This is a genomic window from Gallaecimonas kandeliae, assembly GCF_030450055.1.
In the GTDB taxonomy this organism is placed as follows: domain Bacteria; phylum Pseudomonadota; class Gammaproteobacteria; order Enterobacterales; family Gallaecimonadaceae; genus Gallaecimonas; species Gallaecimonas kandeliae.
Map to the genome: position 1 here is coordinate 1,302,327 of NZ_CP118480.1, position 24,671 is coordinate 1,326,997.

Consider the following 24,671-nt stretch of genomic DNA (forward strand, 5'->3'; position numbering starts at 1 on the left):
CGAAGAATAAATTCTCGTTGGGGGAGAAGCCTGGGCAAAGGAATTGACCAGGTAAAAAAGAAAGGGATAGCAATCGCAAATAAAAACAACCGCCTAGAAGCGGGATAATAAGAAATAGCAAGCAGCGAAAAATAGAAAGGTACCGTGCAGTTAGATCCCAATGTACGATGTCGGTACTGCAAAAAACCAAAGGCCAGTTTTTACTGGCCTTTCTTTTTTTCTGTCAGTAACGGAAGCGTCCCACCAGGGCTGCCAGGTCACCGGACAGCTGGTGCATGCGCCTGGCGGTCTGGGCCGAGGCGTTGGCGGCATTGGAAGCGTCCTGTGATGACAGGTTAATGCTTTCCACGTTGCGGTTAAGGTCATTGACCACGCTGGATTGCTCCTCCGTGGCCGTGGCCACCTGCAGGTTCATGTCGGAGATCTGCACCACCTTCTGGGTGATCTCCCCGAAAAGCCCCCCCAGCTTATTGACGGCGGCCACGGCGTCATCGGCCATGCTCTTGCCGGCCCCCATGGTGGTGACGGCGCTCTGGGTGTCCTGTTGGAGCTGGGTGATCATGCCTTGGATCTCCTCGGTGCTCTGGGCTGTCCTCGATGCCAGGCTCCTGACCTCGTCTGCCACCACCGCAAAGCCCCGCCCTGCATCGCCGGCACGGGCCGCTTCGATGGCGGCGTTGAGTGCCAGCAGGTTGGTCTGTTCCGAAATGCTGCGGATGACGTCCAGGATGGAACCAATCTGCACCGATTGCTGCGCCACCGTATTGATGACCCCCGAGGCCTTGTCCAACTGACCGGAGAGGTTGCCTATGGCATTGATGTTGGCACTGACTTCGCTACGGCCAGCTTCTGCCTGCTCTGAGGCCGCCTGGGCCACCTGGGCGGCGTTGGCGGCATTGGCGGCAATTTCCTGCACAGTGGCGCCCATCTCGGTGATGGCGGTGGCCACCAATGTGGTCTGATCCCTGACGCTGGCCGAGGCATTGGAGCCCCGCTCGGCGATATCCCTCACTTCATCGGCGCTGTGGTGTTGGGCCTCGGCGGTCTGGGCCATGTCCCTGACCATCTGCTGGAGCTGGGTGACGAACTGATTGAAACCGCTGCTGAGGCGGGCGATTTCGTCGTCACCCTTGATGGGGATCCGTACCGAGAGGTCGCCACCGCCGGCGCCGACCTGCTCGAGGCGCTCCGCCACGTCCCTTACCGGCCTGGCAATGCTGTTGGCCACCAGCATCGCCAGGCCAATGCCCAATACCAGCACCGCCAGGGCCACGGCGATAGCGGTATAGGTGGCTTTGTTGACCGAGGCCAGCACTTCACTTCTCGGTACTTCGGCCACCAATACCCAGTCCACGTCGGGGACGCTGATGGCCGCTATCATGACGGTTTTGCCGTCCCGCTCGATAAGCCCCTGGTGGTAGCCGCTCTGGAGCAGAGTGGATGCCAAATCGGCGGTGGGGCCTTGGTCCAGCTGCTTGCCGTTCTGGGAATCGTCAGGGTGGATCCGTATCTTGCCGCTGCTGTCGGTGAGGTAGACATAGCCGCTCTGTTCCAGCCGGTAGTTGCGGATCTTGTCGGCCAGGGAACTGATGTTGAAGCCCACACCGGCGATGCCCAGGAAATGCCCGCTGAGGTCCCGCATGGTGATATCCACGAAGAAACGGGCCTGGCCTGAGGTGTCCACGTCGAACGCCAGGTCGCTGTCTTTGCCGCTGTCCTGGATGCGGAAAAACCAGGTGAAATTGGGATTGTTGCGGTCGAAACTGCCCTGCAAGCCCTTATCGTCGATGGCCCGATGTTTGCCCCCCGTCATCACGAAGACAGTGTCAGCGCCAAAGCTCTTCTTGATGGCGGTCAACTTGGCTAGCAGCTGTTGCTGGCGCTGGTCCGCCGGCTCGCCGTCCTCAATCCACTGGTGGATGAAGGGGTCCAGGGCCAGCTGCCTGGCGTTGGCCATGGCCGGCTTGATGTCGGCCTGGATCTCATTGCGGATCGCCTTCAGCTTGGCGGGTAGCTCTTCCTTGGTCACCTTGTGGGTGATGAGCTGATGCTCGCTATAGAGGGTGATGAAGGAGTTGAGCAACAAGGCCAGGGTCATCAGCAGGCTGATGACCAGGATAAGCCGGTTGCGGATGGATAGGGCGGTCAACATGAGGATCCCCTGATGTTAGGTCTTGTTCCTGATCGGCTGCCTGGAAGTATAACTTGAGGCCATTTAGGTATCTGACAGTACAAAGCTGACCAGACACTGTCAGCGCCACGGGTTTTGGTCCACAATAGCCCTATGCCTTTCGTTCCTGGGGAGACAACCGCCATGTGGGAATTGATTCGTGACGGTTACCGCTTGCTCAAGCATTGGCCGGTCAAAAGCAGCCTGATGCTGCGCTTCCCCCTGACCCAGAGCGTCTTGTTGTCCCGCCTGCTGCTCTATTGGGTACCGGGCCTGGCCTTGGCCTGGTTCATCTTGAGCATGAAGTTCTCCGAGCAGACCCTGGAAAACCCGCAACTGATGATGGCCTTGCTGCTGCTCAGCCTGCCGGTGCAAAGCTTGCTGTGGCTGGGCAAGGAAGGGCGCAAGCCCTTGACCCCCGGCGATCGCCACTGGTTCAACCAACTGGCTGAGCGCATGAAGGGGCAGGGGATAAGGCCGGCCGCCAAGGTGGAAGGGGCCCGCTACCTCGAACTGGCCCTGGTGATGGAACAAGCCTTCAAGCGTGGCGGCCAGGCCTTTGGCCAACCCGACTGAGCATGGCAAAAAGGCCTTGGCATAGGTATAGTTAACAGCCTCTTTTCGAGGAGTGCTGCTGTATGACCGACGCCAAACGCCACCCCAAGGGTGATCTCGTTATCCGTACCCAGACCATGCCTGCCGACACCAACCAGAATGGTGACATTTTCGGTGGCTGGCTCATGTCCCAGATGGACCTTGCCGGTGGCATCCTCGCCACCGAAATTGCCCGCGGTCGTATCGCCACCGTCGCCGTCGAAGGCATGACCTTCCACCAGCCGGTCAAGGTTGGTGATGTGGTCTGTGTCTACGGCGACTGTACCCGTATCGGCAATACCTCCATTACCATCAAGCTGGAAGTCTGGATCAAGCCGCTGCTGCGCTCCGGTAGCACCGAAAGGTATTGCGTGACCGAAGCCCTCTTTACCTATGTGGCCATCGACGATGCTGGCCGCCCCCGTCCCGTGCCCAAGGATTAAGTGCAATGAGCCAAGCCCCCAAGCGCCCCCTCTACATTCCCTATGCGGGGCCGGCCCTGCTGGAGTCGCCGCTGCTGAACAAGGGCAGCGCCTTCACGCGTCAGGAGCGTATCCACTTCAACCTGCTGGGCCTGCTGCCCCAGTACGTGGAAACCATAGAAGAGCAGAAGGAAAGGGCCTATGCCCAGTTCTCCAGCTGCACCTCCGACTTGGACAAGCACGTCTACCTGCGCTCCATCCAGGACAACAACGAGACCCTCTTCTACCGCCTGCTCGAAGAGCATCTCGAAGAGGTGATGCCAATCATCTACACGCCCACCGTCGGCCAGGCCTGCCAGGAATTTTCCAAGATCTACCGTACCCACAGGGGCCTGTTCATCTCCTACGAGGACAGGGACCATATCGACGACATCCTCCAGAACGCCACCAAGCAGAACGTCAAGGTGATAGTGGTCACCGACGGCGAGCGGATCCTGGGCCTGGGCGACCAGGGCATCGGCGGCATGGGCATTCCCATCGGCAAGCTGTCCCTCTATACCGCCTGTGGCGGCATCAGCCCGGCCTACACCCTGCCGGTCGTGCTGGACGTGGGGACCAACAACCCGGATCTGCTGAACGACCCCATGTACATGGGCATGCGCCAGAGCCGCATCAGCGGTGACGAATACTACGAGTTCGTCGACACCTTCATCCAGGCCGTCAAGCGCCGCTGGCCCAGCGCCCTGCTGCAGTTCGAGGACTTCGCCCAGGGCAACGCCATGCCGCTGCTGGAGCGCTACAAGGACAAGGTCTGTTGTTTCAACGACGACATCCAGGGCACTGCCGCCGTCACCGTCGGCACCCTCTGGGCCGCCTGCAAGGCCAAGGGCGAGCAGCTCAAGGACCAGAAGGTGGTGTTCTTGGGAGCGGGCAGTGCCGGCTGCGGCATCGCCGAGCAGATCGTCGCCGCCATGAAGACTGAGGGCCTTACCGACGCACAAGCCCGCGCCCGGGTGTTCATGGTGGACCGCTGGGGCCTGCTGACCAGTTCCATGCCCAACCTGATGTCCTTCCAGGCGAGGCTGGGCCAGGACGTGGCCCTGCTCAAGGAGTGGCAGGTGGAGAGCAAGAACATCTCCCTGCTCGAGGTGATCCAGAACGCCAAGCCCAGCATCCTCATCGGGGTGTCCGGCCAGCGCGGCCTCTTTACCGAAGAGGTGATCAGGGCCCTCCATGCCGGTTGTGAACGCCCCATGGTGATGCCGCTGTCCAACCCCACCTCCAGGGTGGAAGCCACGCCCCAGGAGATCCTCAACTGGACCGACGGCCAGGCCATGGTCGCCACCGGCAGCCCCTTCCCGCCGGCCCTGGTGGGCAGCGACAAGGTGGCCATTGCCCAGTGCAACAACTCCTACATCTTCCCCGGCATCGGCCTGGGAGTGCTTGCCGCCAAGGCAAAACGGGTCACCGACAACATGCTGATGGCCGCCTCCAAGGCCCTGGCCGAGTGCTCGCCCCTGGCCAACGACGGCACTGGCCCTGTGCTGCCGCCCCTTGGCGAGATCCGCGAGGTGAGCAAGTACATCGCCCTGGCCGTGGCCAAACAGGCCCAGTTGGACGATGTGGCCCTGGATACCTCGGACGAGGCGCTGATCGCCGCCATCGACAAGAATTTCTGGCTGCCGCGTTACCGCAATTACCGCCGCACTTCCTTCTGATGAAAAGGCTCCTTCGGGAGCCTTTTTTTATCGCCTTTTCCTGGCCCTGGGCTCAGCCGCTGCCACACTTAAGCTGGTATCAAACTCCAGTGAGAAGGCATGAAACTCAAAGGCTTGCTGTTGCTGCTGCCCCTGGTCGGCATCGCCGCCTACCTCTGGCTGAGGCCGGCATCGCCCCTGGTGCTGCCCATGGCCAAGGTGCAGCGGGGCGAGGTGGAATCCCTGGTGGCCAACACCAGGGCCGGCACCGTCAAGGCTTGCCACCGGGCCTACCTGTCCTTGTCCATCGGCGGCCCCATCGACAGGTTGCTGGTCACCGAAGGGGACAGGGTCAAGGCCGGCCAGTTGATGCTGGCCCTCTGGCAGGACGACTTCAAGGCGGCCCTGGCCAAGGCCAGGGCCGGTGTGGAGGTGGCCCAGCAGGCTCGCCACCAGGCCTGTTTGCAGGCCGACTTTGCCGAGCGGGAGTTCAAAAGGGTCAAAGCCCTGGTGGCCAGGGCCCTGATATCCCGCCAATCCCTGGACGACGCCAAGACCAAGCTGGACGAAGGCAAAGCCAACTGCGAAGGGGCCGAAGCTGGCCTCGAAGAAGCCAAGGCCGGCCAGCAGCTGGCCGAGGCGCAGCTGGCCAAGAGCGAACTGCGCGCCCCCTTCGCCGGGGTGGTGGCCGAGGTGAACGGTGAAGAGGGGGAATACCTCATTCCCTCGCCCCCTGGGGTGCCGACCCTGCCGGCCATCGACCTCATCGACGATAGCTGCCTGCTGATCTCGGCCCCCATCGACGAAGTGGATGCGGCCAAGGTGGCCCTGGCCCAGGCGGTGCATGTGACCCTGGACGCCTTTCCCGGCCAGCGCTTCGAAGGCCTGGTCAGCCGTATCGCCCCTTACGTGCTGGACAGGGAAAAGCAGTCCCGTACCGTGGAGGTGGAGGTCAAGCTCAAGGACAAACCCAGCGATGGCAAGACGCTGCTGGTGGGCTACTCGGCGGACGTGGAGATCATCACCGACAAGGTCAAGGACAGCCTCTATGTGCCGGCCGAGGCCTTGCTGCCTGACGGCAGTATCTACCGGCTGGATCCTAACGGCCTGCTGTCCAAGGTGTCGGTGACTACTGGCCTTGGCAATTGGCAACAGGTGGCCATTCGCGCTGGCCTTGCCGATGGCGATCTCATAGTGCTGACCCCGACGGATCCCCAGGTGGCGCCAGGCAAGGCGGCGGTACCCAAGCATGATTGAGCTGCAAGGGGTGAGCCGGCGCTTTGAGCTGGGCGGCCAGCAGGTCAAGGGGCTGGACAGGGTCGATCTCCAGATCGCCAAAGGGGACTATGTGTCGGTGATGGGCCCCTCCGGTTCGGGCAAGTCGACCCTGCTCAACGTACTGGGGCTGCTGGACAGGCCGGACGAAGGGGAATACCGCCTGGCCGGCACCGCCACCCGCCACCTGTCGGAGGAGGAGCGGACCCGGCTCAGGGCCAGCCATGTGGGCTTCGTGTTCCAATCCTTCCATCTGGTCCGGCGCCTGAGCGCCGCCGACAACATGGCCCTGCCGCTGGTGCTGGCCGGGGTGGCGCCCAAAGTGCGCCAGGCCCGTATCCAGGCGCTGCTGGCGGATCTGCAATTGACCGACCGCGCGGCACATCTCCCCCACCAGCTATCCGGCGGCCAGCAGCAGCGGGTGGCCATAGGCAGGGCCATGGCCGCCAAGCCGCAGCTGCTGCTGGCGGACGAGCCTACCGGCAACCTGGATTCCAAGGCCGGCGGCCAGGTCATTTCCCTCTTGGAAGATCTCAACCGCCAGGGCATCACCCTGGTGCTGGTCACCCATGACATGGAGGTGGGTAAGCGGGCCAGGCGCCGGCTGCGCATGATTGATGGCGCCATAGTGGAAGACAGCGGATGAGGGCCTCCGACCTGCTGGGCTTCGCCGTCAGGAGCCTGCTTAGCCAAGGGCTGCGCGGCCCCATGCTGCTGCTGGCCATGGCCATCTCGGTGGCCTCGGTGTTGCTGCTTATCGCCCTGGGCCAAGGAGCCAAGAGCTATGTGGAAAAGGAGTTCGCCTTCATCGGCCGCGATCTGCTGGTGATGCTGCCCGGGCGCAAGGAAACCACCGGTACGTTGCCGCCTTTGACCGGGGCCGCCGCCCGGGAGCTGACCCTGGACGACATGGCCTTCCTGGCCCACCGCCTGCCCAGGCTGCGCTTTGCGCCCCTGGTGGTGGGCCAACTGGAGGTGGCTTTCGGCGGCCGGGCCAGGGAGGTGATGACCCTAGGCACCACGGCCGAGTTCTTCGAAACCCACCATCTCCGGCTGCTGCAGGGCAGGGGGCTGCCGCCAGGGGATCCCCGCAAGGCCCAGGCGGTCTGCGTGCTGGGAGGCAAGCTGGCCGAGGATCTTTTCGGCAACCAGAGCCCGCTAGGGCAACAGTTGCGGCTGGGGCCGGCCCGTTGCCGGGTATTGGGGATCTTCGGCGGCACCGGCAGCGCCATGGGGGTGGACATCTCGGACGATCTGCTGGTGCCGGTTGCCTCGGCCGAGGCCCTGTTCGACACCCAGGGCCTGTTCCGCCTCTTCATCCAAAGCAAAAGCGGTGGGGCGCCAGCCGGGGTCAGGGCCGAATTGCTTAGGCTCATCGCCGAGCGCCATCAAGGCGAGGCGGACGTGACCCTCATCTCCCCCGACGCCTTGCTGGCCACCTTCGGCGACATCATGACGGTGTTGACGGCCGCCGTCAGCGGCATCGCCGCCATCAGCCTGGCGGTGGCCGGCATCCTCTTGATGAACATCAGCCTCATCAACGTCCAGCAGCGCATCCCCGAAGTGGGGCTCTTGAAGGCCCTGGGCGCGGGCACAGGCCAGGTCAGGGCCATCTTCCTTTGTGAGGCGGCGCTGCTCTCGGGCACGGGTGCCCTGCTGGGCATGGTTCTGGGGGAGAGCACCTTGTTGCTGGCCGCCTGGTTCTGGCCCGAGTTCCCGCTGCACCTGGTGCCCTGGAGCCTGCCTGCCGCCATGTTGCTGGGCATAGGGGTGGGACTGCTGTTTTCCTGGCTGCCGGCGAGAAGGGCCGCCAGGTTGGAGCCGGTGACCAGCTTGAGGGGAGGCCGCTGATGCGTAGTGCCGACGCCCTCGATTGGATCCTGGGCTCATTGCGCCAGGGGCGGCTCAGCACCGGCCTCTCTGTGCTGGGCATTGCCATCGGCATACTGGCGGTGACATTGCTCACCGCCATAGGGGAAGGGGTGCGGCTCTATGTACTGGACAGCTTCTCCCAGTTCGGCAGCCGCCTGGTGGCCATTACCCCTGGGCGCACCCAGACCCAGGGCCTTGGTAGCCTGTTGGGCTCGACCCGGCCTCTGACCCTGGAGGATGCCGAGGCGCTTCGCCACCTGCCCGGGGTATCGGCAGTGGTACCTGTGGTGGGCGGCACCGGCACCATCAAGGCCGGCCACCTGAGCCGTGCCAGCGACATAATGGGGGTGGGGGCCGAGATGCCGGAGGCCTGGCTGTTCCCGGTGGCCAGCGGCCAGTTCCTGCCCAAGGAGGATCCTGGCCGGCCCCTGGCGGTGCTGGGCAGCCGCATGGCCAGGGAGCTCTTTCCACAAGGCGGTGCCCTGGGCCAGTTGCTGCACATCGCCGGCTACCGTTTCCGTGTCGTGGGGACCATGGTTTCCAAGGGGCAGTTCCTCGGGTTCGACCTGGACGACGTCGTCTATATCCCCGCCGACCAGGCGCTCAGCCTCTTTAACCGCGTCGGCCTGATGGAAGTGGACGTGGTCTACCAGCCCTATTTCCCAGAGGACCGGCTGACCGGCCAATTGCGCCAGACTCTGCAGGCCCGCCATGGCCGGGACGATGTCACCCTCTTTACCCAGAGTGACATGCTGGCCACCCTCGACAGGATCCTCTCTGTCATCAAGAGCGCCATCGCCGGCCTCGGCGGCATCTCGCTGCTGGTGGGTGGGGTAGGGGTCTTTACCATCCTCTCCATTGCCGTGGATGACCGCCAAGGGGAGATTGGCCTGCTGCGGGCCCTGGGCTGTTCACAGCGGCTGCTGCTGGGGCTCTTCCTTGGGGAGGCGTTGCTGCTGTCGCTGCTGGGGGGCCTGGTGGGGATGCTGCTGTTGCTGGGCATCAGGGGCCTGCTGTGGCTGGCCTTGCCGGCCCTGCCGCTGGAGCTGCACCTTGGCTATCTGCTGTTGTCCCTGGGGCTGGCGGCTACCGTCGGGGGCCTGGCCGGCGCCCTGCCGGCCTGGCGGGCCAGCCGCCTGTCTCCGGTCCAGGCCCTCCATGCCGAGTGACGTTGCTCAGTTGCGGCGAATAAGGACGACGCCGGCGATCACCATCAGGGCGCCAGCAATCCTGGGACCATTGACTTCCCGCTGCAGGTAGCCCACCCAGCCTTGGTGATCGAGGAGCAGGGACGCCAACATTTGTCCTGCCACCAAGATGGCGATGAAGGCCGCCGCCCCTAGCCTCGGGGCCACGAAGGCGGCCACCGCCACGAAGAAGGCGCCGAGCAGCCCCCCTGTCCATTGCCACCAGGGCAGCTGCCCCAGCATCTGTGGGCTGGGCGGTGCCTGGCGCAGCACCAGCAGGTAGGCCCCGAGGGCCAGGGCACCGACGGCAAAGCTGATGAAGGCGGCCCAGATGGCACCGCCGGCGCCCCTGGCCAGTTGGGCATTGATGCCGGCCTGGAGGGGCATCATGGCGCCTGCCAGCAGGGTCACCAGGATCAGCAGGGTCAGGATGTTCATGTTGGCCTTAGTCGTTGAGATAATCACTGTCGTGGAATTCCTTCAGCCAGTGCGGCTTGTAGATGGCCAGCACCGTCACGGCCATGCCGTTGAGCAGGGCCTCGGGAAAGGCCAGCAGCGGCATCAGCACCAGGTAGTTGTCCAGCACCTGTTCCGCCTTGAAACCCTCGCCGAAATAAAACCAGGCGGCCATGGCCAGCATCTGGCCGATAAGGGCCAGGGCGGCGTTGAAAAAGCCGGCACAGAAGAAGTAAACGAAGAGGTTGTGGGGCAGGAAGCGATAGACGACCCGCCGCCCCCCTTCGGAAAGCAGCACCGGCAGCAGCACCCCGGCCAGCAGCTGGATCCCCAGATGTTGCCAGGCCGTCAGCCCAGCCAGGGCCAGCAGGCCCAGGGGCAGCAGCCCGGCCAGCAGGGCCAGGCGCCAGCCCAGCACCAGGGTAACGGCGGTCAGCCCCAGGAAATGCACCTTAAGGCCGGGCTCTATGCCGGCCTTGAGCAGCCAGAGCACCAGCAGCACCAGGGCCGAGCCCAGGAAGAGCCCTTGCAGCCAGGCTTGGGAGCGCAGCAGGGCCAGCTCCCCGCGCTTCTGCGCCCAGGCGCAGCAGGCGAGGGCGCCGGCCAGCAGCGCCCAGGGGCTCATAGCTCGAAGGTGGTCCAGATGGGGGCGTGGTCAGAGGGCTTCTCTATGCCGCGCAGCTCGTAGTCGATGTCCGCTTCCACCGCCTTGGCGGCCAGGGGCTGGGTGGCCAGCACCAGGTCGATGCGCAGGCCGCGGTTGTCGTCGAAGCCCTTGGAGCGGTAATCGAACCAGGAAAACTTCTGATCCTCGGCCGGGTGCAGGGTGCGGAAGGTGTCCACCAGGCCCCAGGCCAGCAGCTTGTCCATCCATTCCCGCTCTTCGGGCAGGAAGGAGCATTTACCCTCGCGCAGCCAGCGCTTGGCGTTGGCCTCGCCGATGCCGATGTCGAGATCGGTGCTGGAGATGTTCATGTCCCCCATGATCACCAGGGCCTCTTCCGGCTGGTGCTTGTCCTCGAGATAGCCCATCAGGTCGGCATAGAACTTTTCCTTGGCGGGGAATTTCAGCTCATGGCTGCGGTTCTCCCCTTGCGGGAAGTAGCCGTTCATCACCGTCAGGGGCTTGCCGTCAGGGAGCTGGAAACGGCCGATGATCATGCGTTTCTGGGCCTCTTCACCGTCGCCAGGAAAGCCCTTCTCTACGGCCTCCGGCGGAAGCTTGGACAGCAGGGCCACCCCGTAGTGGCCCTTCTGGCCGTGGAAGTGCACCTGGTAGCCCATGGCCTGGACCTCTTCCAGAGGGAACTGGTCGTCATGGACCTTGGTTTCCTGCAGGCCGATGATGTCCGGTTGGTGCTTGTCGATCAGGGCCTGGAGCTGGTGGAGGCGGGCACGCAGGCCATTGATGTTGAAAGAGATGATTTTCATGCGCATGGGATCTTGTCTTGGGTTGGCCTATGGTAGCATGCAGAGCCGGCCCGTCGAGGCCGGCACAGATGGGATAAAAAAAGCGGCCTGAGGCCGCTTTTTTATCAGTCGCCGTAGGCGACGGCTTCCACTTCCACCAGGGCGTCCTTGGGCAGGCGGGCCACCTCCACGCAGCTGCGGGCCGGTTTATGGTCGCCGAAGAAACGCTCGTAGATGGCGTTGACGGTACCGAAGTCGGCGAGATCCTTGACGAAGACGGTGGTCTTGATGACATGGTGCCTGTCGAGGCCGGCCGCTTCCAGGATCGCCAGCAGGTTATTGAGGGCCTGCTCGGTCTGGGCTTCGATGCCCTGCACCATCTCGCCGGTGGCGGGATCCAGGGGGATCTGGCCTGAAGTGTAGAGGAAGGGACCTACCTTGCGGGCCTGGACATAGGGGCCTATGGCGGCCGGGGCCTTAGGGGTGTTGATGATGGTTTGGCTCATGGATGACTCCTCTTTCAGATGCCGCTAAGGGTACCAGCTAGGGTTTTTTCCGGCGAGAGGGCAGGGCTTTCTTTTCGTCCTCGCTCAGGCACTTGAGTTCGTCGTTGGTGAAGTCGTCGCGGTAGTAGAGGAAATCCACGCATTCCTGCTCGTAGCGCTGTTTGGCGGCGCTCATCATCTGCGGGTTGCTTTTGAGCTTGTCCATGTTGCGCCTCATCATGTCGCAGCGCTGGGCCAGCTCTTTCATCTCGACGATGCGGCTACAGGGATCCGTGGTGGTGCAAGCAGAAAGGGACGCCAAGATGGCGCCGGCCAGCATGGCCTTGGTGATGGTTTTCATTGAAGCCCCCTCTATAAGTCTCTCTCATTCTTAGACTTATCTTCAGGGGGCGCAAATTTTCAGTGCAAAAGTCCCATGGGCGCCTGGCGCGGTTTACCCATGACTTCGCTGAGCATTTCCAGGCGTTGGGCGGTGAGCAGGGGATTGCTGAAGCGTTGGATGAAGGTCAGCAGGCGCTGGCAGACATAGTCCTGGTCCAGCACCGACATCTCCACCAGCATGTCCTGCAGTATGGCGGTGGCACCGAGGGAGGGTTGCATCAGATCGGTGTTGTCGGCCACGTACTGGGCCGCAAACTCGATGGCGCCTGACTGCAAGGTGTCCATCAGGCAGACAAAGGAGTCGCCGTCGTGCTGGTGCAGTTCGGGTACCGAATCGGCCAGGCTTATCAGGGCATCCAGCAGCTCACGGGCCTCGTCGGGCACGAACTCGCGCATCTCCTCGGCCTTGGGGTGATGGCGGTCGAAGCCTTCGGGCAGGGCCCTGGTCAGGGCTGTGGTCATTTCCGCTTCTGTGATGAGGGCTGCCACGTCCAGCTGTTGTACGTCGGGCAGCTGGGAGAAGCCGGGCATCTCGGCGGCCAGGCGCACCGCCGCCGCCACTTCCAGGCAGTAGACGAAGCAGGCCAGCCAGCTGCCGGGCTCGGTGGTGGTCAGGGTTTCCCAGTCACGATGCACCAGAAAGCTGCTGGCGAATTGCCCAGCCTCTGTCTCGTGGTTGTCTTGCCAAGCCTCCAGGCCATCCTGGTAGCGGGCAATCAACTGATCTGTGAGTTCCTGAAGTTCCACCTGATGGCAGCCTCATCTACAAAAGGGCGGGCAGTATAACCCAAAAAAAAAGCCGCCTGAAAGGCGGCATATATGGTGGTGGGGGAAGGATTCGAACCTTCGAAGGCTGAGCCGTCAGATTTACAGTCTGATCCCTTTGGCCACTCGGGAACCCCACCGGAGTTCGGTCTATAGAAAGCCGCCGCTGGCCACTTTCGTTGTAAAGGATGGTGGTGGGGGAAGGATTCGAACCTTCGAAGGCTGAGCCGTCAGATTTACAGTCTGATCCCTTTGGCCACTCGGGAACCCCACCCCGATGCGGCCGCCATAGTACCAAAATCCGATCCGATGTAAAGGGCGAAATTTGCTAAAAATCTGCCTTAAGCGGCCGATACAGGGGTTAACCAAGTTAAACGATGATTTTCTGTGCAAATCAACGGCCTTGCCTTCCAAGACGAACTGCAACTGGCGCCCAAGCTGGCGTCGGCGGTGGCGTCTGGCCAGCGTTCGGACTTCGCCCTGCTGTTGGCGATGCTGGGCAACGATTTGCTGGAAAAGCCGGGCCTGGCCAGCCCAGAGCTGGGCGAGGGCCTGGCGGCGCAGCCTTTCGAGCTGCCGCCCAAACGGCCCCTGGGGGCCGATGAGCGCACCCCGGCCCGCTCCCAGGCCCTGAGTGACCTCTTCCACAAAGAAGGCATGGTGGCGGCGCGGCTCTTCGACTGCCTTGATCCCGAGCCGCAGTTGGACCGGCGGGACGACAAGGCCTACCTGCCGGAAGCCTTGCTTGACGATCTGGATCCCAAGGCCGCCTGGCAGGCCAAGGGCCAGGCCCTGCCTTCTCGGCCCGGCCTCACCGCCAACGCCGATCTCGGCGAGGTGCTGAGCCGGCTGCGCCAGGCCGTCGCCTGAGCTGGCCCGCCACTTCTTTGCAAAGTTATGAGGGAGCCCACAGCCCGGCTATGGACTTGCCTCCACCCCCTCATTACACTGGCGCCGCCTTGACGTTAACGGAAAGCCAGTTGTGAATATTCAAGCCCTGCGTGACCAGTTTCCTGCCCTGAACCAAGATCTCAACGGTGCCAAGCCGGTCTTCCTGGACGGCCCCGGCGGCGCCCAGGTGCCCCAGTCGGTGCTGAATGCCATGACCGGCTACCTCGGCCGTTACAACGCCAACCTGGGGGGCGCCTACTTCTCTTCCCAGAAGACCATGGAGGTGATGGCCCAGGCCCGCGAGGCGGCCAAGGATCTGCTGAACGCCCGCCGCCCCGAGGAGATCGTCTTCGGCCCCAACATGACCACCCTGACCTTCGCCTTCTCCCGCGCCATCAGCCGCGACTGGCAGGCCGGCAACGAGGTGATAGTGACGGCCCTGGATCACTACTCCAACGTTTCCTCCTGGATGGAAGCGGCGGCCGACAAGGGCGTCACAGTGCACCAGGTGCCGGTCAGGGAAGCAGACTGCACCCTGGACTACGACGCCCTCTTCGCCAAGCTGGGCCCCAAGACCCGGCTGGTGGCCCTGAGCCATGCCTCCAACACCACCGGCTCCATCGTCGACGTCAAGCGCGTGGTGGAAGCGGCCCACAAGGTGGGTGCCCTGGTCTGGGTGGACGCCGTCCACTACACCCCCCACGAGCTGGTGGATGTCCAGGCCCTGGGCTGCGACTTCCTGGCCTGCAGCGCCTACAAGTTCTTCGGCCCGCATCTGGGCATGATCTGCGGCCGCTATGCGCTGCTGGGCAGCCTGCGCCCCTACAAGGTGGAGCCGGCCACCAACCTGGTTCCCGGCAAATTCGAGACCGGCACCCAGAGCTTCGAGGCCCTGGCCGGTTTCATCGAGGCCGTCAACTACCTGGCCTCCCTGGCGGGCCTGCCTGGCGACAAGCCGCGCCGCGAGCGGCTGGTGGCCAGCTACCAGGCCAGCAAGCAGCACGAGATGATGCTTAGCCAGTATTTCCTGGAGCGCGCCGCCGCCATACCGGCCATGAAGATCCGTGGCATCACCGACCAGGGCCGCCTGGCCGAGCGCACCCCCACCTTCGCCTTCACCCTGGACGGGGTGGCCAACAGGGCCGTCAGCGAGGCCATGGGGCAGGCCGGCATCTGCCTTGGCGACGGCAACTTCTACGCCCTGGGCCTGGTACGCCAGTTGGGCCTGGAAGAGAGCGGCATAGTGCGGGTGGGCTGCATGCACTACAACAGCACCGACGAGCTGGACCGCTTCTTTGATGTGCTGCAAAGCCTGGTGAAGTAAGATAAGGCAGTCTGATGACTGCCTTTTTTATTGGAGCCGGAATGAGCATCGACGCCATGCGGCGGGTTTTCCGCCATGCCCCCCTGACCCAATTGGATGCCGATCCGCTGCACCAGTTCGACCAGTGGTTTCGCGAAGCCCGTGACGCCAGCCCGGTGGACTGGCTGGAAGTGAACGCCATGACCCTCTCTACCCTGGGCCTGGACGGGTTCCCCAAGGCCAGGATAGTGCTGCTCAAGGGCCTGGACGAACGCGGCTTCCAGTTCTTCACCAATTACGACTCCGACAAGGGCAAGGAGCTGGCGGCCAACCCCAACGCCAGCCTCAACTTCTACTGGCCGCACCTGGCCCGCCAGGTGCGGGTCGAAGGCCGGGTTGAGAAGGTCAGTCGCGAGGAGTCCGAGGCCTACTTCGCCTCCCGCCCACGGGGCTCCCAACTGGGGGCCTGGGCCTCGGCCCAGTCCGAGGCCATCGACACCCCGGCGGTGCTGGACGGCCAGTTGGAGGCCGCCGAGGCTCGCTTCCCCGGCACTGTGCCCTGTCCGCCCCATTGGGGAGGCTACCTGCTGGTGCCACAGCGCATCGAGTTCTGGGCCGGGCGGGAGAACCGCCTGCACCACAGGGTCCGCTACGAACGAGCGGAGAAAGGTTGGCAGCACCAGTGGCTGTCTCCCTGAAGCAAAAGGCGCCTTGGGCGCCTTTTTTCATGGCCGGCGTTCACGAAGTGGACATTTAGACGTTTAGACGTTTAAATATCTGTGACCAGCAGCCGGAGCCTTCCATGCCCATCCGTATTCCCGACGCCCTGCCCGCCGCCCAGGTGCTGCAGGGCGAAAACATCTTCGTGATGACCGAGACCCGCGCCATCCACCAGGACATCCGGCCCATGGAGGTGCTGCTGCTGAACCTGATGCCGAAGAAGATAGACACCGAGAACCAGATCCTGCGGCTGCTGGCCAACACGCCGCTGCAGGTCAACATCAGGCTGCTGCGCATCGATGCCAGGGGATCCCGCAATACCCCCCAGTCGCACCTGGAGCGCTTCTACTGCGACTTCGAGGACATCCGCGGCCAGAACTTCGACGGCCTCATCATCACGGGGGCGCCCCTGGGCCAGGTGCCTTTCGAGGAGGTGCACTACTGGGACGCCATCCGCACCATCATCGACTGGTCCCGTGAGCACGTGACCTCGACCCTCTTCCTGTGCTGGGCGGCCCAGGCGGCCCTCAAGCATCTTTACGGCCTGGAGAAAAAAACCTTGGCGACCAAGCTGTCCGGCGTCTTCGAGCACAGGACCCTGGCCAAGGCCAATCCCCTGGTGCGCGGCTTCGACGACCACTTCCTGGCGCCCCTGTCCCGCTTTGCCGATTTCGACAGGGCCCTTATCGAGGCGCAGACCGACCTGCAGGTGCTGGCGGACCATCCCCAGGCCGGGGTTTATCTCGCCGCCACCAGCGATCTTCGCCAGATCTACGTGACAGGCCACCCCGAGTACGATGCAGGCACCCTGGATCAGGAATATCAGCGGGATCTGGCCGCCGGCCTGGCCCCCGAATTGCCTTGCAACTACTACCCGGGCGACGATCCGGCCCAGCCACCCCGGGCCCGCTGGCGCAGCCACGCCAGCCTCCTCTACAGCAACTGGCTCAACTACTGCGTCTACCAGTTGACCCCTTACGATCTGCGGGAAATGCTGCCCAAGGAGACGGAAGTCCGGGCTGCCAGCTAAAAGAAAAAGGCCGCATCAAGCGGCCTTTTTTTCAGCGATGCCCGGTCAGAAGAAACTCAGCCCCAGGGCGATGATGACGCCGCTCACCAGCAGCTGGATCAGGCAATAACCCATGATGTCGCGGGCGCCGAGGCCGGCGATGGCCAGCACCGGCAGGGCCCAGAAGGGCTGCAGCAGGTTGGTCCAGGCATCGCCCCAGGCCACGGCCATGGCCACCTTGGCCACGTCCACGTTGAGTGCCGCCGCCGCCGGCAGCATGACGGGGGCCTGCACCGCCCACTGGCCGCCGCCTGAGGGTACGAAGAGGTTGATGATGCCGCCTGACAGGAAGGTCCAGAGCGGCAGGCTCTGCTGATCCGAGATATGGACGAAGAACTGGGCCAGATCCGTGGCCAGCCCTGAGCTTTGCATCAGCGCCATGATGCCGGCGTAGAAGGGGAACTGGATGAGGATGCCGCCGGCCGTGGAAACCGCCTGGGGCAGGGCGCCGAGGAAGCGGGCGGCAGTGCCGAACAGCAGCAGGGCCAGGGTCAGGAAGCAGAGGTTCAGCACGTTGAGGTTGAGGCCGCCGCCGCCAAAGAAATAGGGCAGCAGCCAGGCCAGCATCAGGGCCGCCGTCAGCAAGGTGGGCCAGCGGCTGTTGAGGCCTGGGCCGTAGCCGGCGGTCAGCTGAGAATCGTCCTGGCTCTCCACCTTGGCGAGCTTGGTGTTCTTGTCCAGCATCAGCATGTTGAGCAGCGGCATCACTATCACCAGGGCCAACACGATCAAGAGGTTGTAGCCGGCGAAGATGGTCTGGCTGGTGGGAATGAGGCCAATGGCCTTTTCCTCGAAATGGCCGGGGGTGTTGATGGTCAGGGGGATGGAGCCGGACAGGCCGGCGTGCCAGATGAGAAAGCCCGAGTAGGCCGAGGCCACCAGCAGCTTGTAGTCCACGGCCATCTCGCGGGCTATGGCGCGGGCGAAGAAGGCGCCCACCACCAGGCCGAAGCCCCAGTTGAGCCAGGAAGCCAGCAGGGCCACCAGGGTCACGGCGACGATGGCGCTCTTGGGGCCGGGCAGCATCCGGGCCAGGGCGCCGAGGCCCTTCCTGACCGGCGGCGTCGAGGCCACCAGGTGGCCGAGCACCAGGATCAGCGCCATCTGCATGGCGAAGGTCAAGAGGTTCCAAAAGCCCTTGCCCCAGGTGTTGACGGCGGCCATCGGCGCCATGCCTTCGACGCCGATGGCCAGGCCCAGCACCAGCAGGGTGAGCAGCATCACCAGCACGAAGGGGTCGGGAAGGTAACGTTCAACCAGGCGCACGGCGCCTTTGACTAGCCAGCCCATAGCGGTTCCTATCTTGTTGTTTTAAGAAGGGTCTGGCTACAAGGTTAACCCATTATGGGCGGCAGCACGCCTTATACTTTCGGCTAGAGCCACAGGGGCAGGGGGCGTTGCGATCGGGCTGGGGGTAGGTGCCGGAATGGAATAACCAGCGGCCCTCGATCTTGAGGAAGAGGCTCTTTTCCAGGTGGAAGACAACCTTGTCGCCGTCCTGGTAGCGGGCCACGAAGGTGACCTGGCTCTCTTTGGCACCGGCTTTGTGTTCCAGCACCTTGAGATCCATCCAGGGCAGGGCGATGAAGGGGTGGATGTCGGCCAGCTCAGGCCTGGTATCCGGGTGCCAGCTGTCCAGGATGAAGGCCGGCAGAGCCTTGACGTGGGCGCAGTAGCGCGCCCGCATCAGGGCTTCGGCGCTCTCGGCCAGTGCGCCCTGGTGCAGGGCGCCGCAGCAGCCTTCATAGGTAAGGCCGGAGCCGCAGGGGCAATCAGGCCGCATGGGCGGTCAGCACCACCACGTCCCAGTAGCCGAGCTGTTGGCCTTCAAGGGGAATGACGGGGGCGGCGTTGTGGAAGTAGCGGGCGTCGTTGAGCACCACATATTGGCCGTCGGCAAAGCGTTCGCAGAAGAAGGGCGCGGCGTCCTTGGCTTCGTAGAGCATCAGCTCGCCGCCTTCGACGCTGCCGGTGCCCAGCACATAGACGCCGAGGAAATCGAAGCCATCCTGATGCACGCCCTCGGGGGCCGGCGGGGTGGCATTGCGGGATTCGGTCTTGATGCGGATCTGGTGAATTTCGATCACCGCCTCGTCGCTCAGGCCGCATTCCTGCTGGAAACCCTCAAGCATGGCCACCATGGCCTCGCCGTGCAGGGTGGCGTCGGGGATTTCTTCGTAGCGGCGCTCCACATCCCCCAGGTACTGGTTGATGTCGCTGGACTGCATGAAGCTCTTGGTGGGCAGGCGCTGGACCTGGCCCGCTACCAGCTTGACGTTGGAATAGCAGCGGTAACGGAAATCCCCCTGGATATAGGGATCCTTGGGCAGGGCATTGAAACTGTCCTGGATGCCGGCAACGGCGGCGGCGCTCAGCTGACCTTGGACCAGGGTGAAGTCGGATGCGGGGCTCAGGGTAGGACTCATTACTTCTCCATCACTGCTGTCGTGCAACAGGGGCGGCATTATAGCGGCGGCTTGTGGCACTGTCATGACATGAACTGTGACGTTAACGTCAACTTTGACGTACAGGGAAAAATCAAAAATTCTAATGCGAGCGTGCGCAAAATAACTCGTTAGTCCAAGCCCTTGCCGGCCAGTAGACTTGCTCCACCTTGAAACAGCCGGAGCCCTGACGGTGGACTACGCCATCTATACCCAGTTTTTCGTGGCCATGCTGGCCATCGTCAACCCCTTTGGGCTCTTGCCGATCTTCATCGGCCTCACTTCCGATCAGAGCCAGCAGGAGCGGCGCCGCACTGCGCTGATGGCCAGCTTTGCCTCGGCCGTGATCCTCTGGGTGGTGTTGTTGCTGGGGGAAAGCCTGCTGCACTTCTTCTCCATCTCAGTCTCCTCCTTCCAGGTGGCCGGCGGCGTGCTGCTGAGCTTCACGGCTCTCTCCATGCTCCAGGGCAAACTGGGGGAGACGAGGCGCACCACAGAAGAAGGCCGGGAAGCGGCCGGCATGGACTCCGTCATCCTGGTGCCCCTGGCGCTGCCGCTTATCGCAGGCCCTGCCGCCATCACCACCGTCATCGTCTTTACCCAGGCCCACCACAGTCTGGTGGACAAGGGCGCCCTCGGTATCGCCATCGCCTTGCTGGCCTTGGTGACCTGGGCCGTATTCCTCTGCGCCCCTGTGCTGGCGCGCTGGCTGGGCACCACCGGCATCAACCTCATCACCAGGGTCATGGGCCTCATCATGATGGCGCTGGCGGTGGAATTCATGGCAAAGGGGGTCAAGGGGCTCTTCCCCGTGCTCTGTGGTTAAGGGGGGATTTGGGTCAGTCTGCCAGGCTTTGGTTTGCCCAAGCTTCTGGAGAAGAAAGATGAAAACCCGCTTGCTGCTGGCGCTGGTCGGCCTGTCCCTGCTGTCCGGCTGCACCATCCGTGGCCCCGAAGTCCGGGTCAAGGCACCTGAGGTGGTGATAGGCGATCAAGGCCATCATTGCCCGCCCGGCCAGGCCAAGAAAGGTCGTTGCTGAAAAAGGCGCCCAAGGGGCGCCTTTTCAATGGGGTTGGCGTTCGAAGATGGTGCCCGCCTTGGGCAGGAAGAGGCTGCCGTAGAGGCGGCTGGCGTATTCGTCGGTCATGCCGGAGATGTAGTCGGCGATGACGCGGGGGCTTTCCCCTGCCGCCTGCCAGCGGGCGCGGGTGCCTGCCGGCAGCAGCCGGGCCGGATCCGAGGCCAGGGCCTCGAACAGGGCCATCACCATCTGCTGGCCCTTGTATTCCAGCAGCTGCAGTTCAGGCCTCTGGATCACCTGGTGCAATACGAACTGCTTGCAGGCTTCCAGCAGCAGGTGGTGGGGCTCGGGCAGGGCGGCATTCCAGGCCAGCAGCGGTTCTTCGAAGCCGGCCATTTCCCTGAGCCTGACGGCAGTGATGAGGCTGTTGACCAGGGTACCTATGGCCTGCTTGCGCAGGTGGTGCTGGCCGGAAAAGAGCTGGGCCCCCAAGGCATCGATATCCAGCGGCAGCTCAAGCCCCCGGACCTTGGACGCCACTTCTCCTTCCCAGGCTTCCCTGTCCACCAGGCCCAGCACTATGGCATCTTCCATGTCGTGGATGCCGTAGGCGATGTCGTCACCCAGCTCCATGATGGAGCAGTCCAGGGACTTGAAGCCGGCCCGGCCGTGGCGCTGGCCGGGCTTGCCCGGCTGGAGGGCGCAGAAGTGCTCGCGGTCGCCCTGGCCCAAGGGGGCCAGTATCCAGTCCAGGCTGTCCTTGTCCTCGTCGTAGAGGGCCTTGGCCGGGTGCCAGTCGCCGGCCTTGAGTTGGCGGGCGCTGGCCGGCAGGGGCGGCAGCACGCCAGAGGCGGCGCTCTGCAGCACCGGGTATTTCAGGACGCCGAGCAGGGTGCGGCGGCAGAGATCCATGCCGTTGGTCTCGGTGTAGGGTTCCAGCTTGGCGAGGATGCGCAGCGTCTGGGCGTTGCCCTCGAAGCCGCCATGGTCACGCATCAGGTAGTTGAGGGCCACTTCGCCGCCGTGGCCGAAGGGCGGATGCCCTATGTCGTGGGCCAGGCAGAGGGCGTCGATAAGGGCATCTTCTGCCAGCAGCGGCTGCTGCTCGGGGTGCTTTATCTTCAGCTGGGCCAGTATGCCGGTGCCTATCTGGGCCGCCTCCAGGGAATGGGTCAAGCGGGTGCGGTAGAAGTCACTCTGGCCCACCCCCAGTACCTGGGTCTTGGCCTGCAGGCGGCGGAAGGCCGCCGAGTGCAGGATACGGGCTCTGTCCCGCTGGAAGGGAGAGCGGTGATCCTCGATGCGGGCCTGCTGGCGATCACTGGCGCGGGCTGACCAGGTTGTGCTCGGGGTCGTCATTGATGTCATCCAGGGAAAGGGAGAAGCTGGGCACAAACTCGTCCAGGAAGTAGCGGATGGCGTCGTTCATGCGATTGGCCAGCATGGCTTCCAACCGGCGCTTGGCCGGGCCGAACTCGTGGTTGCCGAGGTTCAACTCCTGCAGGCATTTAAGGTAGGCACAAAGGGTGTCTGCATCCTTGACCAGGGCCCGTGCCTCGGCATCTTCGGGCTGGCTGGTAAAAAGCCCCTGGTAGGCTGGCTTCAGCGGATCAGGGGCCATGGCCATCAGCCGCTGCTCGGCGGCCGCCTCTATCTTCTTGTACTCGTCGGCGATATTAGGGTTGTAGTACTTGACCGGGGTCGGCAGATCGCCGGTCAAGACCTCAGAGGCATCGTGGAAGAGAGCCAGGGTGGCGACCTGGTTGGCGTCCACCTTTCCGCCGAAACAGTGGTTCTTGATGAGGGCCAGGGCATGGGCCACCATGGCCACCTGCAGGCTGTGCTCGGCCACGTTTTCCGGCTGGACGTTGTACATCAAGGGCCAACGGCGGATGAGCCGCAGGCGGGCGAGGTGGGCAAAGAGATGGCTGGCCAAAATGCACTCCTTGAAACTGGCCTCTCCAGAGGTATCACTTGTGGCGGTGGTGCGCAAGTTCCGTTACCTTTAGGGACGGCCCTGCTGATTTTTTGACCCTTGTGAACGGCCCCTCCCATGACCAGTATCAGCGCTTCCCAAAGTGACAGCTCCAGCCAGTCTTCCCTGGCGGCCGGTTTGCGCATCCAAGGCAGCAAGCAGGACAAGGCCAACCCCGCCGCTCCCAAGGGGGCCGATGGTCACCCCCTGAATGAGCAGCAGCTCAAAGCACTGCAGGATCTCAAGGCCAGAGACAGGGAAGTGCGGACCCACGAACAGGCCCATGCCAGTGCCGCTGGGCCCTATGCCCAGGGGGTCCATCTTCAGTACAAGCGCGGCGCTGACGGCAACAGTTATGCCGTGGAAGGGGAGACCAGTGTCGACACCAGCCCTGTATCAGGGGACCCTCTGGCGACCCTGGCCAAGGCCAGGACTATTCTCAAGGCCGCCCTGGCCCCGGCCCAGCCGTCTGCCCAGGACCAGAAAGTGGCCGCCGAAGCCCAGCAGATGATCATCGAAGCCCAGGCCGCCATTGCGGCCCAAGCCCAGAGCCAGGGGCAGCAACAAAGCACCCCGCAGCGCGCCTACCAGGACGCCGGCAAGTCAAAGGCGTCCTTGGGGCTGGATCTCTACGCCTGAGCCCGCCGGTTCGAATGCTCAGCGGGACTGGCCGCCATTGCCCTGCTTGGAAATGCCCCCCGCCACCACCAGCGGCAGCACTTCAGAGGCCGACAGCGCCAGGGGCGTCACCTTGTCTTTGGGGACCAGGATGAGGTTGCCGGCGAAGTTGAAGGACTGGGGGAGGTAGACCGCCACCCTGTCGTCCAGGCCGAGCTCTGCCAGGTCGTCCCGGGTCACGAAACCTATCACCTCCAGGTGCTCTCCCAATTTCACCAATACCGGTTTGGAAAAGCGCTTGTCCTGACCGGTAACGGCCCCCAGCAGATCCTTGATGGCGCCGTAGAGCTGCTTGACCAGGGGCAGCCTTTCCATCAGCCGGTCCACCAGGCTGAACAGCCAGCGGCCTATGACGTTACCGGCCAAGAGGCCTATGGTCATGACGATAAGCAAGGTCAGGATCAATCCCAATGGGGCCACCAACCAATGGGGGATGGGGCTGCCCAGCAGCGGCTCCAACCAGGAGGCGAGGGGCTTGAACAGCCCCTCGTTGAAATAGCGGTAAAGGGCCCAGATCAGGTAGAGGGTCAGCAGCACCGGCGCCGTGATCACGAAGCCTTGGAATAACCAGCGCAGGGGTTTGAACATGGTTTTTCTTCCATAAAAAAAGGGAGCCTAAGGCCCCCTTGTTCAGCAGGTCAACTCACATCTTGGTCTGGGGGACCTGCTTGGTGGCGGACAGCTTGGCCTCGATACGACGGTTGGCGGCGCGGGCTTCCTTGCTGGTGCCGGCGACGGCCGGGCGGCTTTCGCCGTAGCCGACGGTCTTGATGCGGCTGGCATCGATACCGAACTGGCTCGCCAGGGTGTCGCCCACGGCCTTGGCGCGGCGCTCGGACAGCTTCTGGTTGTAGGCGGCGGCGCCGGTGTCGTCGGTATGGCCTTCGATCACGACGTCAAGCTGCGGGAAGTCCTGCATGAACTTGGCGACCTTCTGGATCTCCGGGTAGTAGGTGGGTTTGACCACGGCGGAGTTGTTGTCGAAGTTCACCAGCAGTTTCACGGCCACTTCCTGGGTGTCGTACTTGGTACAGCCGCGCGCATCCACCTGGTAGTTGGCTGGGGTGCCGGGGCAGGCGTCCTGGTCGTCCACGACGCCGTCATGGTCGGAATCGACAGGCACCACTGGGGCCGGGGTGGGAGCCGGTGCCGGGGTTGCCTTTTGCGGGGCAGAGCCGAAGAAGTACTGGATACCGACGTTGGCCAGCACGTCGGTGAAGTTGCTGTTGTCCTGCTGGCCGGCTACCTCGGCACGGAAGGCCAGGTTGTCGGTTATGAAGGTACGGTAGCCGACGGTCAGGCGGGCGAAACTGTCGCTTTCGTTTTCCACCTTGGTGCGGTTGAGACCCAGGCCGGTATAAAAATGGTCGGTGATATTGAACAGCACGTCGGCGCCGTAAGATTCACCGTAGCCGTTGCTGCTGGTGCTTTTCAGTTTGGCGTCCAGGTAGTCGTAATAACCGCGGACTTCCCAGTTGCGGTCGACGCGGTAACCAAATTCCACACCTGGGGCAAAGGTTTTAAAATTCTGGGAAGGTTCGTAGCTGGAAGAACCTTTGTCGATGGAGCGGTTCATGTCGAGGTCCATGGCGCCTACATGACCGCCAAGATAGACCCTGCCAGCCAAATCATCTTTGGTTACGGCGGCATAAGAACCGAAAGTTGCGGTCATCAAAACAGCTGCCGCAGTAAAACGAAAAGCGCTAACCTTTTTCATATTCACTCCCTGCAAAAGGCAAAAAACAGCAACCAGATCTAGTAGTTGCGTCGATGGCAAGTGTAGGCAATGAAATGAAATCACGACAATTCAAAATTGTACGGGGATTTAGCGACG

General features: G+C 63.3%; 29 protein-coding genes and 2 tRNA genes. 15 read left to right on the forward strand and 16 right to left on the reverse strand.

Annotated features, from left to right (window positions below; all coding sequences use genetic code 11):
- Nucleotides 1-223: 223 nt before the first annotated feature.
- Nucleotides 224-2,152, reverse strand: coding sequence for a methyl-accepting chemotaxis protein (locus PVT67_RS06330; protein ID WP_301498997.1), 1,929 nt, complete (start codon nt 2,150-2,152; stop codon nt 224-226).
- 162 nt (nt 2,153-2,314) lie between these two features.
- On the opposite strand from PVT67_RS06330, the gene PVT67_RS06335 reads away from it, so the two are divergent.
- The 7 genes from PVT67_RS06335 (at nt 2,315) to PVT67_RS06365 (ending at nt 9,199) form a co-directional block, all read left to right on the forward strand.
- Nucleotides 2,315-2,746 carry a DUF412 family protein gene (locus tag PVT67_RS06335; protein WP_301498999.1) on the forward strand — a complete coding sequence of 144 codons (432 nt, stop codon included), beginning with the start codon at nt 2,315-2,317 and terminating at the stop codon, nt 2,744-2,746.
- A gap of 62 nt (nt 2,747-2,808) precedes the next feature.
- Nucleotides 2,809-3,207, forward strand: a complete 399-nt coding sequence (gene yciA, locus PVT67_RS06340; protein WP_301499001.1) for an acyl-CoA thioester hydrolase YciA — start codon at nt 2,809-2,811, stop codon at nt 3,205-3,207.
- Between the two features lie 5 nt (nt 3,208-3,212).
- Nucleotides 3,213-4,904 carry an NAD-dependent malic enzyme gene (locus PVT67_RS06345; protein ID WP_301499003.1) on the forward strand — a complete coding sequence of 564 codons (1,692 nt, stop codon included), beginning with the start codon at nt 3,213-3,215 and terminating at the stop codon, nt 4,902-4,904.
- A 99-nt stretch (nt 4,905-5,003) separates the two neighbouring features.
- Entirely contained in the window at nt 5,004-6,140 is a 1,137-nt protein-coding gene (locus tag PVT67_RS06350) for an efflux RND transporter periplasmic adaptor subunit (protein WP_301499005.1), read from the forward strand.
- Nucleotides 6,133-6,804 (forward strand): ABC transporter ATP-binding protein, encoded by a 672-nt coding sequence (locus tag PVT67_RS06355; RefSeq protein WP_301499007.1) that lies wholly within the window; start codon nt 6,133-6,135, stop codon nt 6,802-6,804. The genes PVT67_RS06350 and PVT67_RS06355 overlap by 8 nt, the downstream gene beginning before the upstream one ends.
- Nucleotides 6,801-8,009 carry an ABC transporter permease gene (locus tag PVT67_RS06360; RefSeq protein ID WP_301499009.1) on the forward strand — a complete coding sequence of 403 codons (1,209 nt, stop codon included), beginning with the start codon at nt 6,801-6,803 and terminating at the stop codon, nt 8,007-8,009. The genes PVT67_RS06355 and PVT67_RS06360 overlap by 4 nt, the downstream gene beginning before the upstream one ends.
- Nucleotides 8,009-9,199: an ABC transporter permease gene (locus PVT67_RS06365; RefSeq protein ID WP_301499011.1), complete on the forward strand. Its 1,191-nt coding sequence runs from the start codon at nt 8,009-8,011 to the stop codon at nt 9,197-9,199. Before PVT67_RS06360 ends, PVT67_RS06365 begins: the two co-directional genes overlap by 1 nt.
- A gap of 6 nt (nt 9,200-9,205) precedes the next feature.
- Here the strand turns inward: PVT67_RS06365 and PVT67_RS06370 are convergent, their stop codons facing one another.
- The 8 genes from PVT67_RS06370 to PVT67_RS06405 form a co-directional block, all read right to left on the reverse strand.
- Nucleotides 9,206-9,655: a DMT family transporter gene (locus tag PVT67_RS06370; RefSeq protein ID WP_301499013.1), complete on the reverse strand. Its 450-nt coding sequence runs from the start codon at nt 9,653-9,655 to the stop codon at nt 9,206-9,208.
- Nucleotides 9,656-9,662: 7 nt separating this feature from the next.
- Nucleotides 9,663-10,298 (reverse strand): energy-coupling factor ABC transporter permease, encoded by a 636-nt coding sequence (locus tag PVT67_RS06375; RefSeq protein WP_301499015.1) that lies wholly within the window; start codon nt 10,296-10,298, stop codon nt 9,663-9,665.
- Nucleotides 10,295-11,104 carry an exodeoxyribonuclease III gene (xthA, locus tag PVT67_RS06380; RefSeq protein WP_301499018.1) on the reverse strand — a complete coding sequence of 270 codons (810 nt, stop codon included), beginning with the start codon at nt 11,102-11,104 and terminating at the stop codon, nt 10,295-10,297. Before xthA ends, PVT67_RS06375 begins: the two co-directional genes overlap by 4 nt.
- A 104-nt stretch (nt 11,105-11,208) precedes the next feature.
- Nucleotides 11,209-11,589, reverse strand: a complete 381-nt coding sequence (locus tag PVT67_RS06385) for a RidA family protein (RefSeq protein ID WP_301499020.1) — start codon at nt 11,587-11,589, stop codon at nt 11,209-11,211.
- A 37-nt stretch (nt 11,590-11,626) separates the two neighbouring features.
- Nucleotides 11,627-11,929 (reverse strand): hypothetical protein, encoded by a 303-nt coding sequence (locus PVT67_RS06390; RefSeq protein WP_301499022.1) that lies wholly within the window; start codon nt 11,927-11,929, stop codon nt 11,627-11,629.
- A 59-nt stretch (nt 11,930-11,988) separates the two neighbouring features.
- The gene (locus PVT67_RS06395) at nt 11,989-12,717 is read right to left on the reverse strand and encodes a hypothetical protein (RefSeq protein ID WP_301499025.1); all 729 of its coding nucleotides are present in this window, start codon (nt 12,715-12,717) and stop codon (nt 11,989-11,991) included.
- Nucleotides 12,718-12,790: 73 nt separating this feature from the next.
- Nucleotides 12,791-12,875: transfer RNA gene (locus PVT67_RS06400), tRNA-Tyr, on the reverse strand.
- Nucleotides 12,876-12,924: 49 nt separating this feature from the next.
- A tRNA-Tyr gene (locus PVT67_RS06405) sits at nt 12,925-13,009 on the reverse strand.
- A gap of 113 nt (nt 13,010-13,122) precedes the next feature.
- Between PVT67_RS06405 and PVT67_RS06410 the strand changes: the two genes are divergently transcribed.
- The 4 genes from PVT67_RS06410 (at nt 13,123) to metA (ending at nt 16,679) form a co-directional block, all read left to right on the forward strand.
- Complete coding sequence (locus PVT67_RS06410; RefSeq protein ID WP_301499027.1) at nt 13,123-13,605, forward strand: VC2046/SO_2500 family protein; 483 nt, start codon at nt 13,123-13,125, stop codon at nt 13,603-13,605.
- 112 nt (nt 13,606-13,717) lie between these two features.
- Nucleotides 13,718-14,950 (forward strand): cysteine desulfurase-like protein, encoded by a 1,233-nt coding sequence (locus PVT67_RS06415; protein WP_301499029.1) that lies wholly within the window; start codon nt 13,718-13,720, stop codon nt 14,948-14,950.
- Nucleotides 14,951-14,991: 41 nt separating this feature from the next.
- Entirely contained in the window at nt 14,992-15,627 is a 636-nt protein-coding gene (gene pdxH, locus PVT67_RS06420) for a pyridoxamine 5'-phosphate oxidase (protein WP_301499031.1), read from the forward strand.
- A gap of 104 nt (nt 15,628-15,731) precedes the next feature.
- Nucleotides 15,732-16,679, forward strand: coding sequence for a homoserine O-acetyltransferase MetA (gene metA / locus PVT67_RS06425; protein WP_301499033.1), 948 nt, complete (start codon nt 15,732-15,734; stop codon nt 16,677-16,679).
- Nucleotides 16,680-16,724: 45 nt separating this feature from the next.
- On the opposite strand, the gene PVT67_RS06430 is transcribed toward metA, so the two are convergent.
- Genes PVT67_RS06430 through PVT67_RS06440 form a run of 3 tightly spaced genes read right to left on the reverse strand, consistent with a single transcriptional unit; the run spans nt 16,725 to nt 19,144 of the window.
- Nucleotides 16,725-18,008: a short-chain fatty acid transporter gene (locus PVT67_RS06430; protein ID WP_301499036.1), complete on the reverse strand. Its 1,284-nt coding sequence runs from the start codon at nt 18,006-18,008 to the stop codon at nt 16,725-16,727.
- A 52-nt stretch (nt 18,009-18,060) separates the two neighbouring features.
- Nucleotides 18,061-18,501: a YchJ family protein gene (locus PVT67_RS06435; protein ID WP_301499038.1), complete on the reverse strand. Its 441-nt coding sequence runs from the start codon at nt 18,499-18,501 to the stop codon at nt 18,061-18,063.
- The gene (locus PVT67_RS06440; protein ID WP_301499040.1) at nt 18,491-19,144 is read right to left on the reverse strand and encodes a 2OG-Fe dioxygenase family protein; all 654 of its coding nucleotides are present in this window, start codon (nt 19,142-19,144) and stop codon (nt 18,491-18,493) included. Before PVT67_RS06440 ends, PVT67_RS06435 begins: the two co-directional genes overlap by 11 nt.
- Before the next feature lie 178 nt (nt 19,145-19,322).
- Here PVT67_RS06440 and PVT67_RS06445 point away from each other — a divergent pair, with 178 nt between their 5' ends.
- Nucleotides 19,323-19,988 carry a YchE family NAAT transporter gene (locus tag PVT67_RS06445; protein WP_336407816.1) on the forward strand — a complete coding sequence of 222 codons (666 nt, stop codon included), beginning with the start codon at nt 19,323-19,325 and terminating at the stop codon, nt 19,986-19,988.
- Between the two features lie 58 nt (nt 19,989-20,046).
- Complete coding sequence (locus tag PVT67_RS06450) at nt 20,047-20,202, forward strand: hypothetical protein (protein ID WP_301499042.1); 156 nt, start codon at nt 20,047-20,049, stop codon at nt 20,200-20,202.
- 24 nt (nt 20,203-20,226) lie between these two features.
- Here PVT67_RS06450 and PVT67_RS06455 read toward each other — a convergent pair whose 3' ends face one another.
- Nucleotides 20,227-21,543, reverse strand: a complete 1,317-nt coding sequence (locus PVT67_RS06455) for an anti-phage deoxyguanosine triphosphatase (RefSeq protein WP_301499044.1) — start codon at nt 21,541-21,543, stop codon at nt 20,227-20,229.
- On the reverse strand, nt 21,503-22,123 hold the full coding sequence (yfbR, locus tag PVT67_RS06460; protein ID WP_301499661.1) for a 5'-deoxynucleotidase: 621 nt from the start codon (nt 22,121-22,123) through the stop codon (nt 21,503-21,505). Before yfbR ends, PVT67_RS06455 begins: the two co-directional genes overlap by 41 nt.
- A gap of 114 nt (nt 22,124-22,237) precedes the next feature.
- Here yfbR and PVT67_RS06465 point away from each other — a divergent pair, with 114 nt between their 5' ends.
- Nucleotides 22,238-22,798, forward strand: coding sequence for a putative metalloprotease CJM1_0395 family protein (locus PVT67_RS06465; RefSeq protein ID WP_301499046.1), 561 nt, complete (start codon nt 22,238-22,240; stop codon nt 22,796-22,798).
- An 18-nt stretch (nt 22,799-22,816) separates the two neighbouring features.
- Here PVT67_RS06465 and PVT67_RS06470 read toward each other — a convergent pair whose 3' ends face one another.
- Nucleotides 22,817-23,425 carry a DUF502 domain-containing protein gene (locus PVT67_RS06470; RefSeq protein ID WP_301499048.1) on the reverse strand — a complete coding sequence of 203 codons (609 nt, stop codon included), beginning with the start codon at nt 23,423-23,425 and terminating at the stop codon, nt 22,817-22,819.
- A 55-nt stretch (nt 23,426-23,480) separates the two neighbouring features.
- Complete coding sequence (locus PVT67_RS06475; RefSeq protein WP_301499050.1) at nt 23,481-24,413, reverse strand: OmpA family protein; 933 nt, start codon at nt 24,411-24,413, stop codon at nt 23,481-23,483.
- A 21-nt stretch (nt 24,414-24,434) separates the two neighbouring features.
- On the opposite strand from PVT67_RS06475, the gene PVT67_RS06480 reads away from it, so the two are divergent.
- Entirely contained in the window at nt 24,435-24,596 is a 162-nt protein-coding gene (locus PVT67_RS06480) for a hypothetical protein (RefSeq protein ID WP_301499052.1), read from the forward strand.
- The last annotated feature ends 75 nt before the right edge of the window (nt 24,597-24,671 follow it).

Bases quoted from the DNA above. Each gene is read 5' to 3' on its own strand.
- PVT67_RS06330 (WP_301498997.1), bottom strand. From the start codon at position 2,152: ATGTTGACCGCCCTATCCATCCGCAACCGGCTTATCCTGGTCATCAGC.
- PVT67_RS06335 (WP_301498999.1), top strand. From the start codon at position 2,315: ATGTGGGAATTGATTCGTGACGGTTACCGCTTGCTCAAGCATTGGCCG.
- yciA (WP_301499001.1), top strand. From the start codon at position 2,809: ATGACCGACGCCAAACGCCACCCCAAGGGTGATCTCGTTATCCGTACC.
- PVT67_RS06345 (WP_301499003.1), top strand. From the start codon at position 3,213: ATGAGCCAAGCCCCCAAGCGCCCCCTCTACATTCCCTATGCGGGGCCG.
- PVT67_RS06350 (WP_301499005.1), top strand. From the start codon at position 5,004: ATGAAACTCAAAGGCTTGCTGTTGCTGCTGCCCCTGGTCGGCATCGCC.
- PVT67_RS06355 (WP_301499007.1), top strand. From the start codon at position 6,133: ATGATTGAGCTGCAAGGGGTGAGCCGGCGCTTTGAGCTGGGCGGCCAG.
- PVT67_RS06360 (WP_301499009.1), top strand. From the start codon at position 6,801: ATGAGGGCCTCCGACCTGCTGGGCTTCGCCGTCAGGAGCCTGCTTAGC.
- PVT67_RS06365 (WP_301499011.1), top strand. From the start codon at position 8,009: ATGCGTAGTGCCGACGCCCTCGATTGGATCCTGGGCTCATTGCGCCAG.
- PVT67_RS06370 (WP_301499013.1), bottom strand. From the start codon at position 9,655: ATGAACATCCTGACCCTGCTGATCCTGGTGACCCTGCTGGCAGGCGCC.
- PVT67_RS06375 (WP_301499015.1), bottom strand. From the start codon at position 10,298: ATGAGCCCCTGGGCGCTGCTGGCCGGCGCCCTCGCCTGCTGCGCCTGG.
- xthA (WP_301499018.1), bottom strand. From the start codon at position 11,104: ATGAAAATCATCTCTTTCAACATCAATGGCCTGCGTGCCCGCCTCCAC.
- PVT67_RS06385 (WP_301499020.1), bottom strand. From the start codon at position 11,589: ATGAGCCAAACCATCATCAACACCCCTAAGGCCCCGGCCGCCATAGGC.
- PVT67_RS06390 (WP_301499022.1), bottom strand. From the start codon at position 11,929: ATGAAAACCATCACCAAGGCCATGCTGGCCGGCGCCATCTTGGCGTCC.
- pdxH (WP_301499031.1), top strand. From the start codon at position 14,992: ATGAGCATCGACGCCATGCGGCGGGTTTTCCGCCATGCCCCCCTGACC.
- metA (WP_301499033.1), top strand. From the start codon at position 15,732: ATGCCCATCCGTATTCCCGACGCCCTGCCCGCCGCCCAGGTGCTGCAG.
- PVT67_RS06430 (WP_301499036.1), bottom strand. From the start codon at position 18,008: ATGGGCTGGCTAGTCAAAGGCGCCGTGCGCCTGGTTGAACGTTACCTT.
- PVT67_RS06435 (WP_301499038.1), bottom strand. From the start codon at position 18,501: ATGCGGCCTGATTGCCCCTGCGGCTCCGGCCTTACCTATGAAGGCTGC.
- PVT67_RS06440 (WP_301499040.1), bottom strand. From the start codon at position 19,144: ATGAGTCCTACCCTGAGCCCCGCATCCGACTTCACCCTGGTCCAAGGT.
- PVT67_RS06450 (WP_301499042.1), top strand. From the start codon at position 20,047: ATGAAAACCCGCTTGCTGCTGGCGCTGGTCGGCCTGTCCCTGCTGTCC.
- PVT67_RS06455 (WP_301499044.1), bottom strand. From the start codon at position 21,543: ATGACGACCCCGAGCACAACCTGGTCAGCCCGCGCCAGTGATCGCCAG.
- PVT67_RS06465 (WP_301499046.1), top strand. From the start codon at position 22,238: ATGACCAGTATCAGCGCTTCCCAAAGTGACAGCTCCAGCCAGTCTTCC.
- PVT67_RS06470 (WP_301499048.1), bottom strand. From the start codon at position 23,425: ATGTTCAAACCCCTGCGCTGGTTATTCCAAGGCTTCGTGATCACGGCG.
- PVT67_RS06475 (WP_301499050.1), bottom strand. From the start codon at position 24,413: ATGAACCGCTCCATCGACAAAGGTTCTTCCAGCTACGAACCTTCCCAG.
- PVT67_RS06480 (WP_301499052.1), top strand. From the start codon at position 24,435: ATGACCGCCAAGATAGACCCTGCCAGCCAAATCATCTTTGGTTACGGC.